At 69.0% G+C, this 16,167-nt stretch carries 16 protein-coding genes and 1 pseudogene; 9 read left to right on the forward strand and 8 right to left on the reverse strand.

All coding sequences use genetic code 11. The annotated features are described in order from the left end of the window. Window positions 1–257 precede the first annotated feature (257 nt). Window positions 258–401 (reverse strand): hypothetical protein, encoded by a 144-nt coding sequence (locus tag IG08_RS60430; protein WP_158812376.1) that lies wholly within the window; start codon window positions 399–401, stop codon window positions 258–260. 378 nt (window positions 402–779) lie between these two features. Between IG08_RS60430 and IG08_RS0147840 the strand changes: the two genes are divergently transcribed. Together IG08_RS0147840 and IG08_RS0147845 are read left to right on the forward strand one after the other, a co-directional pair. Further along, entirely contained in the window at window positions 780–2,156 is a 1,377-nt protein-coding gene (locus tag IG08_RS0147840) for a S8/S53 family peptidase (RefSeq protein WP_052425222.1), read from the forward strand. 153 nt (window positions 2,157–2,309) lie between these two features. Beyond that, window positions 2,310–2,600, forward strand: a complete 291-nt coding sequence (locus IG08_RS0147845; protein ID WP_234343170.1) for a DUF6233 domain-containing protein — start codon at window positions 2,310–2,312, stop codon at window positions 2,598–2,600. Between the two features lie 298 nt (window positions 2,601–2,898). On the opposite strand, the gene IG08_RS0147850 is transcribed toward IG08_RS0147845, so the two are convergent. From IG08_RS0147850 to IG08_RS0147860, 3 genes are all read right to left on the reverse strand, one after another. After that, window positions 2,899–3,117 carry a hypothetical protein gene (locus IG08_RS0147850; RefSeq protein ID WP_030619337.1) on the reverse strand — a complete coding sequence of 73 codons (219 nt, stop codon included), beginning with the start codon at window positions 3,115–3,117 and terminating at the stop codon, window positions 2,899–2,901. A 178-nt stretch (window positions 3,118–3,295) separates the two neighbouring features. After that, entirely contained in the window at window positions 3,296–4,438 is a 1,143-nt protein-coding gene (locus IG08_RS0147855) for a hypothetical protein (protein WP_338060191.1), read from the reverse strand. Between the two features lie 56 nt (window positions 4,439–4,494). Further along, window positions 4,495–4,716, reverse strand: coding sequence for a hypothetical protein (locus IG08_RS0147860; protein ID WP_030619342.1), 222 nt, complete (start codon window positions 4,714–4,716; stop codon window positions 4,495–4,497). Between the two features lie 491 nt (window positions 4,717–5,207). Between IG08_RS0147860 and IG08_RS0147870 the strand changes: the two genes are divergently transcribed. Both IG08_RS0147870 and IG08_RS0147875 read left to right on the forward strand, forming a co-directional pair. Beyond that, entirely contained in the window at window positions 5,208–5,405 is a 198-nt protein-coding gene (locus tag IG08_RS0147870) for a hypothetical protein (protein ID WP_030619348.1), read from the forward strand. Between the two features lie 123 nt (window positions 5,406–5,528). Further along, window positions 5,529–5,849 carry a hypothetical protein gene (locus tag IG08_RS0147875; RefSeq protein WP_030619351.1) on the forward strand — a complete coding sequence of 107 codons (321 nt, stop codon included), beginning with the start codon at window positions 5,529–5,531 and terminating at the stop codon, window positions 5,847–5,849. Between the two features lie 218 nt (window positions 5,850–6,067). On the opposite strand, the pseudogene IG08_RS55180 reads toward IG08_RS0147875, so the two are convergent. Continuing rightward, window positions 6,068–6,208, reverse strand: a pseudogene (locus IG08_RS55180) (telomere-protecting terminal protein Tpg); the annotation flags it as partial. A gap of 150 nt (window positions 6,209–6,358) precedes the next feature. Between IG08_RS55180 and IG08_RS0147885 the strand changes: the two are divergent. Beyond that, complete coding sequence (locus tag IG08_RS0147885) at window positions 6,359–7,267, forward strand: hypothetical protein (protein WP_158812377.1); 909 nt, start codon at window positions 6,359–6,361, stop codon at window positions 7,265–7,267. A 220-nt stretch (window positions 7,268–7,487) separates the two neighbouring features. Here IG08_RS0147885 and tpg read toward each other — a convergent pair whose 3' ends face one another. Beyond that, a complete protein-coding gene (tpg, locus tag IG08_RS0147890; protein ID WP_030619360.1) occupies window positions 7,488–8,045 on the reverse strand; it encodes a telomere-protecting terminal protein Tpg in 558 nt (185 codons plus the stop codon). Window positions 8,046–8,054: 9 nt separating this feature from the next. Beyond that, complete coding sequence (gene tap / locus IG08_RS0147895) at window positions 8,055–10,370, reverse strand: telomere-associated protein Tap (RefSeq protein WP_030619362.1); 2,316 nt, start codon at window positions 10,368–10,370, stop codon at window positions 8,055–8,057. Between the two features lie 159 nt (window positions 10,371–10,529). On the opposite strand from tap, the gene IG08_RS56240 reads away from it, so the two are divergent. Next, window positions 10,530–11,060 (forward strand): hypothetical protein, encoded by a 531-nt coding sequence (locus tag IG08_RS56240; RefSeq protein ID WP_030619365.1) that lies wholly within the window; start codon window positions 10,530–10,532, stop codon window positions 11,058–11,060. A gap of 383 nt (window positions 11,061–11,443) precedes the next feature. Here IG08_RS56240 and IG08_RS58225 read toward each other — a convergent pair whose 3' ends face one another. Further along, window positions 11,444–12,514, reverse strand: a complete 1,071-nt coding sequence (locus IG08_RS58225; RefSeq protein ID WP_078656035.1) for a hypothetical protein — start codon at window positions 12,512–12,514, stop codon at window positions 11,444–11,446. A gap of 164 nt (window positions 12,515–12,678) precedes the next feature. Here IG08_RS58225 and IG08_RS0147910 point away from each other — a divergent pair, with 164 nt between their 5' ends. The 3 genes from IG08_RS0147910 to IG08_RS0147920 all read left to right on the forward strand — a co-directional run bounded on the left by IG08_RS0147910 (window position 12,679) and on the right by IG08_RS0147920 (window position 16,135). Next, window positions 12,679–12,942 carry a helix-turn-helix transcriptional regulator gene (locus tag IG08_RS0147910; protein ID WP_030619368.1) on the forward strand — a complete coding sequence of 88 codons (264 nt, stop codon included), beginning with the start codon at window positions 12,679–12,681 and terminating at the stop codon, window positions 12,940–12,942. A gap of 160 nt (window positions 12,943–13,102) precedes the next feature. Continuing rightward, window positions 13,103–13,990, forward strand: coding sequence for a DUF6083 domain-containing protein (locus IG08_RS0147915; protein ID WP_030619371.1), 888 nt, complete (start codon window positions 13,103–13,105; stop codon window positions 13,988–13,990). Window positions 13,991–14,557: 567 nt separating this feature from the next. Then, window positions 14,558–16,135, forward strand: coding sequence for a UvrD-helicase domain-containing protein (locus IG08_RS0147920; RefSeq protein ID WP_078656036.1), 1,578 nt, complete (start codon window positions 14,558–14,560; stop codon window positions 16,133–16,135). Window positions 16,136–16,167: the final 32 nt, after the last annotated feature.

Raw genomic sequence — 16,167 nt, forward strand, 5'->3', positions numbered from 1 at the left:
ATGCGCTGGTTCCTGCGGAACATGTGTGTATGGTGCACAACCGGCTAGCCACCATTCTCGCCGAGAGCGGGAACAGCCGTGGGGCACGCGAGGCTCTCCGGACAGCCCAGGAAGCCGCTCGAACTCATTTGGAGAAAGCAACCACCCTCGCCCAGCGCAGCGTTTTAGAAGCTCGTCTCGGAAAGTGGCCGACTGCTGTGCAGTACGCCCGTCAGGCCGAGAACCTCATTCCCACAGCCGACAGTGGTGAGGTTTGGCTAGACGTACGGATGCATACGACGGCTGTCCTGTTCCGCGCCGAGCGGATGGCCGGTTTTCAGGATCAACCGTACGCCCAGATGCTGGCCGACCAGCTTGCTGAAGTATGCGACCAGCAGATCGATCGCTGGGGCGAAGACCATCCCCGGGCGCTAGAAGCTCTCGTCATGATGGCATGCGCCCACCACGGGGTAGCGGAGATGATGCGCGACTTGGACGTCATGGAGCGTGCCACAGATGTGTTGGAGATAGCAGCCCAACGGTCGTCGGCCCTACTGGGAGCCCGGCATCCCCAAGCCACATCGGCCCGCGTCGCTCTCCAGGAGGCATATCAGATCACCACGCGGTTACACGTCTCAGACCCTCCTCCGCCGCCGTATGTCCCCTCAGCGAACAGCGACACAATTGCACCTCCGCAGCTGCGTGACCCGAAGCCTCCTCCGCCTGTCGCTATAAGGGCTACCAACGGCAGCGGAGCACCTCATCGGTTCCATGAGCGGTTCGATCAGATCCAGCGATTGATGCCCGACGTGTCCCTGGCCCTCGGGCCCGACGACTCCTCGGAGTTCATCTACGAGAAGGGCGTGGTGCTCGCCCGCGACGGTGAGGACGCGCAGCGCGTGGAGGACACCGTACGCACCCACTTCACCGAGGCCACAGGCCTGACCGGCGATCACGTGCGCCGGGTGAGTCCGGAGACCAACCGCTCGGGCATCACCCGCATCCAGGTCGGCGACCCCGCCCACGGCGACCGGCGCGGCGACCGGGCCGTCACGAACGCCCTGCGGGCCATGCGCCAGCAGGAGGACCGCGTCGGACAGCGGATGGCCAGCCGCAACCACGTGGTGTCCATCGCCCCCTCCGGCTCCTGCGACGAACCCGTGCCCGCCCCGCTCATCCGGGGCACCAACCCGGCCCCGGCCGAGACCGGTTACGACGCCGACACCGCCGTGAAGATCCTCGTCATCGACAACGGACTCACCCACGACCACTCACTCGTCCCGCTGCTCGCCCACGTCCAGGGCGACCCCCACGGCACCGAGACCGACGACCAGGGCAACCTCCTCCAGTACGTCGGCCACGGCACGTTCATCGCGGGCATCCTGGCGTCCGTCGCACCCAACACGAACATCACGGTGCGCAACACCCTCAACTACGCCGGCGCCATCCTGGAGTCCGACTTCGGCGAGGCGCTCTTCGCCGCCGTCGACCAGAACGGTTGGCCTGACATCCTCAGCCTCTCCGCCGGCACGACCAACGGCCGCACCGACGGCCTGCTCGGCGTCGCCGCCTTCATGCAGGAACTGCGCCAGCAGCGCACCCTGTTGGTCGCCGGTGCCGGCGACAACTCCAGCGCCACACCGTTCTGGCCCGCCGCCTACGCCTCCCTGCCCGACTACGCGAACGTCGTCCTGTCCGTCGGCGCGCTGCGCGCCGACGGAGAATACGGCGCCTGCTTCAGCAACCACGGCTCCTGGGTGAACGCGTACGCCCCCGGCGAGCGGCTCACCAGCACCCTCACCGGCTTCGACGCATTTGTCCCGTACGTCTACCAGCACTCCACCTACGAAGCCTGCCGGTACCACTTCACCTATCAGTGCACCTGCCAGTCCCCGCGCCACACCGGCGAGCTGAGCACTGGCGGCTGGGCCAAGCAGGACAGCGTGACGTTCGACGGTTACGCACACTGGAGCGGCACCTCCTTCGCCGCCCCAGTGGCGGCGGGCCTGGTCGCCGCTCACATGGCGGCCCACAAGGAGAGCGACCCGCGGGCCGCACGCACGCGGCTCCTGGAAGCTAACACCCAGTTTTCGGAAGTGCGCGGGACGCATGTACCCGCGCTCATCCCGCCGACCTGGCGCCCAGGACCGGTCGTGCAGCTGACGACCGGCGCATGAGGGCCGGAACCGCCCCCCTCCACCCCGCCGACCAACCTGTCGCCCTTGGACGAGGGGAGAAACTGAGCCACGCAGAATGCCCGTTGGACCACTCACTGAACGTTGGCCCACCATCCGCGGCAAGCTTGACAGAGCTGATTCCACAGAATCCGTGTGTGGCACGCCATGTGGCTACAGCGGATCGATAACAAGATCGCCGCCGTCCGGCAGCGGGAAGCCGAGCAGGAACGCGGCCGGCAGCGGCGCCCGCCCGCCCCAGACTGGATCGTCGAACTCGGCATCGGCACCGGCCGACCCCCGACCCAGCTCCATGCCGGCGACTGCTACGCCGCAGGCAAACGCCGGCGCCCCGTCGACCGGGACGAAGCCCGCCGGCTGCTCACCTCAGGGCTGCCCGCCTGCACCCACTGCCACCCCGACCAGCACCTCGGCATCCTCGAGTAGACGCCGCCGCCGTACGAGCGGACGTGGAAACCGCAGGTCAACGTCAACGTCTGGCATGTGGGTACGGCGCGTTAGATTCTTTGGTGTCACCACTTTGAAAAGTGTCACAACCCAATTGAAAGTTCGCCGCGTCAGATTCACACGATTCACGAGTCGTGATTTGGACGGGACGCTAAGGTGGTACCACCAATGCATCTTGAGATGCATTACGGTGGGGTCGGCACTTGTTGGTGAGCGGCCCGCACAACAGTGGAGGGGCCCCTCGTAGCCCTGCGAAGCGTTGAGGGACCCCAGCGGACTAGCGGCCGCGTAGAAGCCAGGCCAGGACCACGGGGACGACGGCGGGAACCGTCGCCAACGAGGCCTGCCAGATCCAGCGCTTCACGCGGCCGTAGGTCTTGGTAGACCTCAACCGCGAGAGCCAGGACCTGAAGCACTCAGCTCGGCGGTGCCGAGCCTCCTGCTCCCCCGGCAGCGGCACCTCACCGAGGCGTCGCGCCGAACGTGCGAGTCGCATGCCATATCCCTTCCATACAGCGCGAGCTCCGGCGCAATGCGCCGCCACGAGTGACTCGCTGACCTGAACTCGTGGTGCACGAGAGGGATATGGGTCCGCTCGAAGTATGTCCGATGCGTGTGCGCCTGTCCGGCAGAACGAAAAGTCCCGCGCCAAACAGAATAGGAAAGCGAGCGGGTCAGCCGCCGGTTTCGGTGGTCAGGTTGCGCGATGCGATAAGCCGGGTCGTCAGCTCCACCGTGGCCAGATACCACCAGAAGATCCAGTCGAGGAACGCTTCGTCGTAGTCACCGCGCTGGTCGGCCTTGCGGTGGCGCAGGTCGAAGCGGTTGGCGATCTCGAACAAGGCGCCTTCGTCCTTCCCGAGGTGCTCCTTGATCAGGGCCCGGCGTTCCTCAAGGATGCGCGCGAGGTTGAAGATTGCCGATCTCTTGCTCTCGGCCGACGTGTCACGTCCTCGGAAGAGCGCGATGGCGTGGCGAACGCCGGCGACGATGTCGGGTGGGCTGTCGTTGAGGGCACGGTGTACGAGCTGGCTTCGGGCGTCGTCGGTGACGGCGACCAGACGCCCGAGGTCCTCGCCTTCGGCGGCCAGTTCGTACTCGATGCCGGCCTCGCGCAACAGCTGGTTGACCTTCCACCGGTACAGGACGCGTGCCGGGCCGTTGTGGAACTCCGAGTGGTGCCAGCCGCAGCCGCTGTAGGAGTGGTAACGCCGCATACGGGGGCGGCTCACCAGGTCGTGGAACACCTCGATCAGTCCATAGAAGGTGTCCTCATCCCACGCCTCAGGGGCCAGGGGCCACAGGTGAGGGATGCCGAGGCGCCGGTCGATCACCTCGGAGGCGTCCGGCAGGTCGTTCGGGTCGTCGACACATTCCTCGCCGAACATCTCCACCAGGTAGCCGTTGTCGGCGAACTCGCCGATGAGCCGCGCGAAGTCACGTCGGGTGTCCCGCGCGGTACTGCCGTCGTGGGCGAGTCCGTTGCCGCGGCGCTGCGGCCAGTACGGCCGGGGCGCGGCCGCGTGCCTGAGCTCGGTCCCCCGGTTGATGAGCTCCGTGAACCAGTCATGCTGGTCCATCACGGCCCGCTTGGTACCCCAGCCGGTGGCAGTGGTTGCCCAGGGATCGGCTGTCGGCGCGGTGTGATTGGGCAGGTCCTCGAAGTCGGCGACTGCGGTCGTGCCGGTCAGGGCCTCCGTCATGAGCCATATCGCCCGGTCCTGCCAGGAGCCCGCGGACCGGAGCACGCGCTCACCCTCGGACACGAACAGCGGTGCAGGCCACAGGAGTTCGTAGTTGCTCAGGTCCAGACTCACCACAACATCATCACCCATCGGGGATGCGTCCCGGCCCTGAGTGGTGAACTCCTGCCTCAGTCCCGGATGAGCTCCTGGAACTGCGGACGTCCGACGGCGTGCCACTCCCTGACGAGGACTTCCCCGGCAACGACCACGACCTCCGCGTGCCACGGCAGACAGTCGTGGCACGCATGGATCTCGTACGAGTTGCCGTCGTCGTCGAACGCCTTGAGGTCGACGGAACCGACCGGCGCTCGGCAGGTGACGTCCTGCTGCGGATCGAAGCCATCTGCCATGTCGGCCAGTATCTACGAGTGCCCGGACGGCCCTCCGGGGCCGGGATCACGCGCTGGGATTTCGCTGCGGCAGTCCTCGCATTCGACGTTCTGGGGCAGCGTCGTGAAGCGGATCCCGGAGATGCCGTAGGAGCCTTCGATACGGTAACTCCCGCAGACCGGGCACGGCGTGGCCTGGAAGTCCTTGTCGCATCGCAGGCACCGGCCGCGCCTCACGTCGCCTTCGCCCGGCTCCATGATGGTGTCGTTGCTTCCGCACCTCGCGCAGTGCACCTGGATCTCTTCCACGCAGCTCCTCCGATCGCCCTGGTGGCAGGGCGCCATGGAACCAGGGGCCGGCTGATTCCGCGCACCTGCCATCCCCTGCGGATCGAGGTCGGCACCAAGCGGCGCATCCACATCAGGCTGCACCGTTTTCGAACGAAAGCCCGGAAAAGCAAACCTGCGTTCGGGCTCGTGGCAGGCGATGTCAGACCCCACTGCCACCACACGTGAAACTCGCCCACGGCGCGCACCGCTTCGAGCTGGAATGCTGGTGGGGGCACAGCGAGACGTGGACGAAGAACGTCACGGTGCCCGAGACCGCGGCGCTCGTACGGGACTTCGTCGGCCAGGCGCTCGCCGCCGCGCAGCCGGACGCCGTGGTACCGGCCGCGCGTGCCGCGTCGGACACGACGACGCCTGCGTAAACAGCCGGCCCTTCACGGATTCGGCCCAGCCGGGTGAACACCTTCCGCCTCGCTTCCGCAACCCACGTCGATGCCCCGGCGTCCAACTCGATGACGGACGACTGCCGACACCTAGGAGAGCACGTGGCGAAGAAGGACAAGACGACGGATGCGGCGCGGGAGAAGGACAGCGAAAAGTGGATGGCGCGTTTCCAGGTGCGGCTGGCCATGCAGCCGGGCGTGGACCGGGCAGTCGTGCTCCAGGCGATCAAGGATGTCACGGTGCATTGCGCGGATACGGGAGAGCACCCGCTGACCGCTTTCGGCGATCCGGACGCCTACGCCGTGCAGGCCGCCGCGCGGCTGGTGCCGGCGGACCGGGCGGCGGACGCGAGGCGGCACAACGCCGTGGTGGACGCGTTCGGCTCCGTGCTCAAGAAGGTCAGGGACGTCCCCGGTCTGTGACCGGTTGAAGCGACTTCTGTCATGGCCCGGCGCACGGGTTCGGACACAGTTTCTATCCGCCGGGCTGCTGGGCAGCTCAGGCGTCTGGTGGAGCACCGGAGCGGGTGACACCGATCCTCCATTGCGCCCTGCTGGTGACAGATATCGCGCATCCCCGGTGACAACTACCGTGCTACGGCTTACTGGTCCGGGCTCGCGGGCTGTTCGGGGGTCAGCCTCTACAGGTCGAACTCGAGGTGCTCGATGTCCGTGAACCGGACCTCCTCCAGGCTTCCGGCGCGGCGGCCGCCGTCCTGGAAGTACTCCTCCTTGAGCGTTTCGGCCGCGATCTCCTGGAGCTGCTGGTCGGTGGCGTCGGCCGGAGCGCGGCACTGACCTGGGAGCGGGCGCTGGACGCAGCAGGGCGTTCGGCTGTGTTCGCTGTGTGGTGCCGCCGCCGGACTCGATCCGGTCCTCAAAGGCTTCGAGCATGGCCGCGGCATCTACCTTGTCCGGATAGGTGATCTACTGTGAAAGGAACCGCGTTGATCCAATATCCTGCGTTTCGGGCGTGGCAGACGATGCAAGAGCGGTCAAATAACAGCATCGTGGCACTGGCTATCGGTGCCAGCCTCGCGGAGCAGGAGATGGCCCGGTCTACGCATCCGGCTGGTACAGCGGGCGCAGTGCTCGCTGGGGTGACGCAAGCCGAGCGGCTGAACGTGACGGCGACAGACGCGAAACGGATCTTCAAGACGGCGACAGAAGACATGGCGTTCTTGGCCATACCGCAAGTCGTGGCCCTACACATCGAGTTGTGCGTCGGCACGGTAATCGAGTGCCAGCGTTTCCAGGGCCTCATCAGGCCGCACAACAAACCGGCTGAATGGTGGGATGTGCCGCTCTTGGCGAAGACGGTCAGGTTCGGGGAGCCGGAGACAACGGCGGACCATCTCATGAAGTTCTGCGTAAAGCTGCGGAACACCATCATGCACGGCGCAGGCAAGGTCGACGACAAGCTGATCCAGGCATGGAGCGGCCTTCCCAAGGCGGCAAAGACCCGCTGGGAGGCGCTGGCCAGACGCCCGTTCACGTACGCGAGGGTCGGTGCGCTGCCGGACCTCCGCTGGCCTGAGGTCATGGCCACGCTTGCGGTGACGAAGGAGTCGGCCCACGAAATCAACGCACGAATCGGGCGGCATCTCACGCGGGAGCAGTGGGCACAAGTCATCGCCTTTGACTACCGGGAGGGTTCGCGGCACGGACGGAGGCGCTTCAACAGCAAGACGCCGGGCAGGACGGTGGTGGACGAGAACAACCAACCCCACGCGGGCCAGGAGCGGGCTCTGCAACGGCTGCAGGGGCACGCCATCACGTACTACCGCCCGCTGGGGATGACACCCGACGAACTGCGTACGGGCCGAGACGCCATTCGTTAGACGCGGGCGCTCTGCCATTGAGCTACTGGTGGACCGAAAATGTCCACGGACCGGGCTCGAACCGGTATCTCCCGCACAGTGACGACTCCGGTGGTGAACCGGCCCATCCCGAAGATGATCGCCTCAAACCCACTCTACCGAGGAACGCCGCCAACTCAAGAGCTCATCCGTCAAACAAGGCTCAATCACACTCATCCCGCAGGCTGTTCGGGGGCGGCTGCTACAGATCGAACTCCAGGTGCTCGATGTCCGTGAACCGGACCTCTTCCAGGCTTCCGGCGCGGCGGCCGCCGTCCTGGAAGTACACCTCCTTGAGCGCGTCGGCCGCGATCTCCCGCAGCTCCTGGTCGGTGGCGCCGGCCTCTTGGGCGTCGAAGAGGCGGGCGGCGTAGCGGGGCTGCAGGGCGACGGTCAGGTGCCGGATGCGGTCCTGGTCCGTCGTCCCGATCGGCGCGGTGTAGCCGAGGCGGGCGCGGGTGTCGATGACGATGCCGCCGGTACTCGCCGCCTTCTGCCGTGCCTGGGCGCGGATCTGCGGCTGCCACCGGGTCTTCACCTCGCGCTCCAGGCGGGCGGCGAGGTCGGCGCGGGGCTTCTTGATCTGGTCCTTCACGTACCGTTCCACGGTGCGCTGGGAGATCCGCAGCATCTGGGCGACCGCCTTGGTGCCCTTGAGCTGCTTGACCAGGTAGCGCATCTGCGCGCCCGCGCTCTTGGGCGCCGGGCGGGTGAACGCCTTCTGCACCGCGGCGTCCAGGCCGTCCCCGAACACGCTCATCGCCCGCTCCTACTCTCCGTTGTCGACGTCGGTGACGGTGCCGTCCTTGATGTACCGGGCGAGGTTGAGCTCGGGGGCCTGAAACTGCTCCCGCACACCCTCGCCCCACAGCACGCTCTGGGTGCCCTCCCACTTCACCAGGCCCGGGTTGATGCCGAGCTTGAAGCCTCCCGGCAGCGGCTTGCCCTCCCGGTACAGGAAGTCCAGCGGGCTCTCCCCGTCGACCGCGTACACGACGCAGTCGGAGAGGATCGCCACCGGGTACTGGCCGACCGCCGCATGCTTGACGATCTTCCGGTGCAGGTTGATCCGGGTGCGGGAGATGACCGCCGCGCGGATGTCCGGCCGCCAGGTGGGCCGGGACAGCGCCCGCCACGGCTCGCCGGGCCGCCAGCCCTCGCCCCGGGGCCGCTCGCGCAGCTTGCCCAGGCCGCCCTTGACCGTCGCCTTGACCCCGGACACCACGATCGCCAGCTCGGGGTCACGGCTGCGGTAGCCGTCCATCGCCGCCAGGAAGTCAGCTGGCGACAGGTCCGCGTCGACACCGAGGTCGGCCATCGTGGCGAGGAAGGCGTCGCGCAGCCGGTTGTACCAGCCGTCCAGGTAGCGGCCGTTGTCGTAGCGGTACGCCTCCCGGTCTGCCTGCGTGACGACAATGCCCAACGCCTCGGCCTGGCGCAGGGTCGGCCGCACCCACGCCTCGATCGGCGCGACGTCGTAGCCCAGCTCCACCGCGTACGCCACGGTGGGCGTCGCGTACCAGGCCGGCCCCTCGGGGCGCTCGCCCTTCGGCGTGAACGGGCTGGGCAGCAGCGAGCCGTCCAGGTCCGCCCACTTGTCCTTGGCGACCTTCACCCTCGACAGGTCGACGTGGGACAGGTCGACCAGCCAGCTTCCCGGGAGCTTCTGGTCGAACACCGGGTTCGTGACGTTCACCGGCTCGCCGAGGCCGACGGTCAGCCCGTTGGCGCCCGCCGCGAAGGCCATGTTCACGTCGATGCCCACCAGGTGCCGGAGGGTGCATTCGCCGTCGGTGAGCGGGCGCGCCCAGTCGTAGGCCTCCTCGAACAGCTTCTCGCCGGGGCCGCGGATGTGGAAGCGCGGCAGGTCCGCCAGGAGCGGGTGCCCGTCAGGGGCCTCGCACGGCGCGCAGTCCATCGGGTCCTTGCCCAGACTGCCGGGGTTGTGCTCGGAGTGCCGCTTGCCGTCGGCGTCGGGCTCGGAGGCGCGGGTCGGCGGGTGCAGCGCGGTCATCAGCTCCAGGCCGGTGACGGCGGTGGACCCGCGCGGCGTCATCACCCGGGACGCGAACACGCCCATCAGCCGGGCGAGCTCAGCCGGCGGGAGCTGCCCGGCCTCGCCCCAGTGGCGGGTGTCGAGCGCGTGCCACGACGGGATGCACAGCTGGACACAGGCCCGCTCCGAACCCGTGGCCGGGCGGTAGATCCGCGCCCACGGCCCGAACCCGCGCTTGGTCAGCTTCCATTCCGCGCGCACCAGCTGCTTGATGACCTTGTGGCCCTCCGGGAGCCGCCCGGCGAGCCGCTCTTGTTCGGTGAGGGCGACCGGCAGGCCGTAGCGCTCCAGCGCGGACTGGGTGAGTACGAGCAGTGGGTCGGCGTCCTTGCCCGGCCCGGACAGCTTCGGCTGCCCGAGCCTGGCCTCCTTCAGGGTCCAATCGACCAGGGACGGAACCGACTTGGCGGGCACGTCCAGGATCAGGCCGCCGACGCAGTACGCAAGGACCTGGCCGTCGGCGTCGACGTCGACGACCGCGAGCGGACCGTTGGCGAAGCGCGGGTCCGTGCCATCGGCCGGGGTGTTCGCCGGGGCGGCCCTCCGCGCGGCCGGGCGGCGTGACGTCGGCGATGGCCTGGGGGTGCGGGCCGGATGCGACTCGACAGTCGGAGCGGCGGTGTTGTCGGCGGGACGGGAGGGGGTGTCCTCGGAATCAGTCGTGGTCGCGGCCTCGGAGGCCGGAGCCGTGGACAGGGTCCGCGTTTCCGGAGCCGAGGCGGGGGCGCTCGTGAATGTCGTGGGAACGGCCGTGTCCTGTACGGGCGTTGCGGCGTTGGCATCAGAGGGGTAGAGCTCCGCGAGCTGCTTGAGCAGACGGGCGTATGCCTCGCGCTCCTTGCCCCGCGGCTCGGTCGCCTTGGTGCTGGACTCCCAGCCGCTGACGGTCGCCCGACGCACCTCCAGGGCTTCGGCCACCTCATCCAAGGTCAGGCCGTGCGCGGTGCGCAGCCGCTTACGCTCCGCCGGCGGCGGCAGCGGAGACCGGGACGCAACCAGCGCGTCGATCCGGTCGAACAACTCGGACATGGGCACCTCCTGTCTCTCAAGCATAGCGCGAACCGTACAGATCGCGTACCAAATGCGTACGGATGGCGAACATAAATTGTGCGATCATGCCGCTACGAGGGCAACCGCTCCGGCAGGTCAGGCTCGGACGAGCGGTCCGGCAACGGCAATGACCGTGTTGTGCGCGGCCCGGGCGAGGTCGCCGCGCCGGTCGCGGTCGGCCCGATCAGCGCGGTCCTCCAACAGTTCTTCAGCCCCCTGCCAGAGCATGCGGGTGACGTGTGGGCCACCATCAATCAGCCCGTCACCCGTTTCCTGAACACCCACGCCGACGGGCTGCCGCTCACGCCGTCGGCTGCCCACGCGCTGTGGCTGGCAGGCGACATCGCCATCGCCCTGCTGTCCGAGGCAACCCGCGCCTTCGCCGCACGCCTGACCTGGGCACTGTGGGGAGCATCAACAGTCTGGATGACATGGGCCGGCACACCCGCCATCACCCGCCCCACAGCGGCCGGCCTCACCGCCCTCGTCTGGGGAATCGCCTCGATCCTCGCCCTCAACGGCCTCGGTTCCCGCCCCCACATCACCACCATCAACCTCATCGGCGACGTCCCCACCACCCTCCAGCAACACCACTCCACCGACCCGGCCGAGAGCGACGCGAACAGCCAAGAAGCCGACAGCACGCAACCATCAACAGCTTCTACGTGACATGCAGCGGGCCGACTACCACCTGGCGGAACTTCTACCGCACCAAGTTCGCCCCGCGGCACCGCGGGGCGATTCACCGGAGCCCGCCCCGCTTGAGGCGAACAGGCCAACGTATGAAGCCCAAGGCACCTTCAGACAGAGGGAGTTGGAGCGCACGCAGGGCGTGGAAGAAGCACACACGGCGCACCAGGAGCGCTCGGAAGGCTGGCCTCCATTCCCCACCGGCCGTCGCCGTCGAACGATCCGTGGCAAGCAATTCGATCAGGCCGGTCGCCAATCCAGAACCGGCCCCCTACGCCGAGACATTGACGGATACGCGTGACGGCCACATGACGCGGAGCCCGGTCCGTCGCAGCCGCCGTCGCGCGTTCAGGGGCACCGGCCTACCCCACCGGGTTTCCTCGGGCCGCTTCCCGCTGGCGATCGCCGGCGCGGATACCGGTGCCGTGTGCGAGGGCCCAGTGCAGATCTCCCGAGCCCGGGCAGGCCTTCCAGGACCCCAGCAGTCCTGTCGCTGTCAGTTGGTCAAGCGTGCTGGGCAGTTCCGCGGGCCGGGTACCGCAGGCGCGCGCCATCTGGTCGAGCTCGCCCAGGCCACTGCCGGCTTCCGGGTCCGTGTGCGCTGCGAGGTACACGCTCGCCAGTCGGGGCAGCGGTCCGGTTGCCCCTGCTGCAGAGGAGGAGCCGGCGCGCAGTGCCCAGTCCGCGGCATGTCTTCGGTCGGGGCGTGCTGGGGCCTGGCCGAGCAGGGTGACATCGAGTAGTTCAGCAGTGATCTCGTTGCATGCGTTTCCAGGGGCCGTGCGCAGCCATCGCGCCTGCTCCAACTCGTGCCATGAATCCGAGGCGGTGTTGAGGCAGAGGCTGCACAACACGCCCCTGGGCAGCCGGACCTGCATTCTGGTGTTCATGCGGAGCGCGCACTGCAGCGCCAGCAGGCGCGCGGCGACCGAGGTGCCCTCCGGGAGCGCGGCAGCGAGGTAGCTGAGCATCTCGCGGACCCGGACCCGTTCACCCGGCCCCTTGGGGCAGCGCCTGCCGCGTCGCCGGGCGGAGCTCGGCTGCAGAGGTGCGCGGGCAAGGGCGGTGTCGGGTACGACGGCGGCCTGTGCTGTCGCTGCGGAGCAGGCGCTGCAGGCGTCGGCGAGCCGCCACAGCCGTCCGCCGCGTTCGCATGCAAGGAGGAGGCGGATGGGGCCGGCGCAGCCGCGGTGGCGGGGGTGCCAGTGGCAGCCGCGTTCGTGGCATTGACAGATCCGCAGGTGCGGGGGACGGAGGTCGCCGCGCGCATGCCGGGCGAGGTGGGCCAGGGCAGCCGAGCGGGCGGAGGCTGCGGTGATGGGTGTGGTGCCGTGTGGACAGTGCTGGCATGCGAGGACGAGCCCGCCGGGGTGCGAGCGTAGTTCCACGGTCCAGGCGCGTGGCGGTGCCGGACATGCTGTGCGCAGCCTCATGGGCGCGTGTTCCTCCCGTTACTTCCGCGCCGGCCCCCGTCCTTGGTTGTGGGGCGGCCGCCCACCGTAGTGCAGACCTCTGCCCTCCACGGCTGCCACCACGTGGGAAAATAGGGCAGAGGTCTGCACTGACAGGGCAGGGGTCTGCACCGTCGGATGGACGGGTGACGATCTTGCCGCCCGATCCGGACCTCGACGCGCTGCGGTTGGAACTCGCGCGTCTGCGGGCCGTGCGCGGGTGGAGCTATGACGAGCTCGCCGCCCGCAGCGGCCTGGCCAGACGCACCGTCATCGAGATCGAGCAGGGCCGCACCATCGGCACGCTGAAGACCTGGCACGCTCTCGCCCACGCCCTGGGCACCCCGTTCGACGAGCTCTTCGGCACACTGTGCCGTGGGCACGACCTGCCGGGGCCTAGCGAGGACTGACGCCCCGCCCGAGCGGCCGCCACGGATCACTCAAACCGGCGAGACCACCTCGAACGCGCGACCGTTCATTCGTACTCCGGTCGCATCGCATGCGGCCGGGCGGGTGATCCGGCCCCACCGCAGCCGCGGATGCGGCGTGTTGGCTGGCAGGTTCGCGCGCATGCGCTCCACACCCCCCGCCTCCCGCCACTGGGACGGCAACCCCGTCCGCGCCCACCGCGCGCGCCGCTCCCTGCAGATCACCCCCGACGGCGGCAGCCGGCTGCTGCGATGCGGCCAAAGCGACCGGTGCCGCGACTGCGGCAACCGGATCGAGTGGTACCACCGCAGCAACCGCCGGCCGGTCCGTCTTCATCCGCACGAACTGCCTGCCGCCCGGGTGCCCTCAGCCTGCCGCTGGCATGTCAGCTCCGGCGTTGCCCACCCGGCCGGGGACGGCAGCAACTGGTGCCGTCTGCCGCACGCCGTCGTCTGTCCCGCCCGAGACACACCCCCGACACCCTCCGAGCTGGCCGGGCTTCGCCGGTCTCTGGCCGTGCATTCCCGCCGCCTGATCGACGCCGGCGTCTTCGCCCCTCCCCCGGCCTCGCCGGACAGCCCGGCACCCCAGCCGGCCGTCTGCCGCCCGGCCCGGCCCATCGTGCAGCTGCTGTACGTCCGCTATCTCGCCTCCCGCCCGGTGGATGAAATCCAGTGCGTCGCCCAGACCCGGCGCCGCCACCGCTGCACCAGCCCGCTGCTCACCTCCGACGCCCCGGCCGGCACCTGGACGCTGATGCCCGCCACCGCGACAAGCGGCCAACTGACCCTGCCCGCCGACGTCATGGCGGTCTACAACCTCAGCAGCGCCCCCTACGCCGAGCAGCTGCGCTGGCGCGCCCAGCGCTGCCCACAGCATGCCGCCACGCCCACGGCCGCCGACCTGGCGGTGGCCGACTGGGAGCCCTTCGACCCTCTCCGCCACCACGAACACATCCAATCCCGCCTGCCCGCCCCCGCCCGGCGCCCCGGGCCTGCCGGCCGCGCGCGACAGGCGGCCCGGCCGTGAAGCCGCACCACGCCGTCACGAGTACCCTGACCAGACCCACCACCACGGCGAACTCCGGCATGCGCGCTGCGGCGCGCCCCTGGCCGCGAACACGACCGCACCCGGCTGACGCCGGTCCACAGCGCACGACGTCCCGGTGGCACCCTGCACACTCTGCGGCGCCCGCTGGGTCCGCGATTGCCGACCGACGTCCCGACCACGCCCTACCCGGACCGGCACGGGCCAGGTCCTGCTCAACGTCTCCCTCAGCCACACCGCCGACGCAGCCCTGCGCCAGGCCGCACCAATCCTGGGACAGCGGCCCCAAGACGTGCTCCGCCAGCGCGCGGCCGCGCTCCTCGCCCGGGATGAGCAGGAACGGGCCCGGCGACTCGAAGAGCGGCTCACGAGCCTGCTCGCCCCACCACAGACCCGAAGAAGCCCTGATCTGCCTGGCCGGTCTCCTGCACGACCGCCGGCATCACACGCCCACAGCGCCGTAAGGCGCTGTGCCAGGCAGCATCCCGCCATGGCAGCTGCAGGCGCCCCCGCCCCTTCTGTCCCTCTTTCTCTTTCACGGAGCCCTTGTTGCACACGCCCACCGACGAACAGGTCCACGCCGTCGACGCCTTCCGGGCCGGTCACCATCTCGTCCTGCAGGCCGGCGCCGGAACGGGGAAGACAAGCACGCTCGGCCTGCTCGCCGCCAGCACCCTCAGCCGCGGCCGCTACCTCGCCTTCAACAAGGACATCGCACGGGATGCCGCCGCCCGCTTCCCCCGCACCGTGGTGTGCAAGACCGCCCACGCCACTGCCTACGCCACTCTCGGCCACCGCTACACCAGCCGGCTCAACAGCCCCCGCCAGCCCGCCTGGAAGACCGGCCAAGCACTCGGCGTCACCCGACCGGTCCGCATCGGCGATCACGAGATCAGCCCCAGGGCGCTCTCCCACACCGTGCTGCGCACCGTGACCCGCTACTGCCACTCCGCCGACCGCACCCTGGCCCGCCACCACGTGCCCTGCCTGCGCGGCCTGAACACGCCCGGCGAGCACGCTCAACTCGCCCACGAAATCCTGCCATTCGCCCTCAAGGCCTGGACCGACCTGCACAACCCGGAACGAGGTGTGGTCCGCTTCGAACACGACCACTACCTGAAGATGTGGGCCCTGACCGAGCCGAGACTCGAAGCCGACTTCCTCTTCCTCGACGAAGCCCAGGACACCAACCCCGTCCTCGAGGAAGTCTTCGCCACCCAGCGCCGCCACGCCCAACTCGTGATGGTCGGCGACTCCGCCCAGGCCATCTACGGCTGGCGCGGCGCCCGCGACGTGATGACCGGCTTCGACGCCACTCCCCTCACCCTGACGCGTTCCTTCCGCTTCGGCCCGCTGATCGCCGAGGAAGCCAACCGGTGGCTCACCCTCGCCGACGCCCCCATCCGGCTGACCGGCACCGACACCATCGCGACCGGCGTCGGCGGTCTTGACCATCCCGATGCGGTGCTGTGCCGCACCAACATCGGCGCCATGGCCGAAGTCATGCGCCTGCTCGCCGCCGGCCACCGCGTCTCCCTCACCCGCGGAGGCCAGCAGCTGGCCGCACTCGCCCGCGCGGCCCGCGACCTCAAGGACGGCCGCCGCACCTCCCACCCCGAACTCGTCCTCTTCGCCTCCTGGGGCGAGCTGCAGGACTACGCCGCATACGACCCCGCCGGACGCGATCTGCAGCCCTTCGTCGACCTCGTCGACGCCCACGGCCCCGACGCCATCCTCACCGCCGTCGACCAACTCACCGACGAGACCCACGCCGACGTCACCGTCTCCACCGCCCACACCGCCAAAGGCCGCGAATGGCCCACCGTCCAGATCGGCAACGACTTCCCACCGCCCAAGGACACCGACCAGCACGACGCCCAAGGACACCCCGTCCCCGAACCCGTCAGCGACACCGACGCCCGCCTCGCCTACGTCGCCGTCACCCGCGCCCGCCACCACCTCGACCTCGGCGGCCTCACCTGGATCAACACACACCCCACCGCGCGAGAAGCGGTTCAAAACCCCCGGCCAAAGGCGTTGGACGATGTTCGAACTGACCGAGGGGCAATGCTCAAGACCTGTGGATCGGCTCTAGGTTGGACGCGAAGGGCGTACCTTCCCGAGTGATCGATTGACTGGAATCGAGTAGGCCGACGTTG

Source organism: Streptomyces fulvoviolaceus (assembly GCF_000718165.1).
Lineage (GTDB): Bacteria > Actinomycetota > Actinomycetes > Streptomycetales > Streptomycetaceae > Streptomyces > Streptomyces fulvoviolaceus.

Coding starts and splice junctions, on each gene's coding strand:
- IG08_RS60430 (WP_158812376.1), bottom strand. CDS start 401: ATGGTCTTCGCCCCAGCGATCGATCTGCTGGTCGCATACTTCAGCAAG.
- IG08_RS0147840 (WP_052425222.1), top strand. CDS start 780: ATGCCCGACGTGTCCCTGGCCCTCGGGCCCGACGACTCCTCGGAGTTC.
- IG08_RS0147850 (WP_030619337.1), bottom strand. CDS start 3,117: ATGCGACTCGCACGTTCGGCGCGACGCCTCGGTGAGGTGCCGCTGCCG.
- IG08_RS0147860 (WP_030619342.1), bottom strand. CDS start 4,716: ATGGCAGATGGCTTCGATCCGCAGCAGGACGTCACCTGCCGAGCGCCG.
- tpg (WP_030619360.1), bottom strand. CDS start 8,045: ATGAGCGTGTTCGGGGACGGCCTGGACGCCGCGGTGCAGAAGGCGTTC.
- tap (WP_030619362.1), bottom strand. CDS start 10,370: ATGTCCGAGTTGTTCGACCGGATCGACGCGCTGGTTGCGTCCCGGTCT.
- IG08_RS58225 (WP_078656035.1), bottom strand. CDS start 12,514: ATGAGGCTGCGCACAGCATGTCCGGCACCGCCACGCGCCTGGACCGTG.
- IG08_RS0147915 (WP_030619371.1), top strand. CDS start 13,103: ATGCGCTCCACACCCCCCGCCTCCCGCCACTGGGACGGCAACCCCGTC.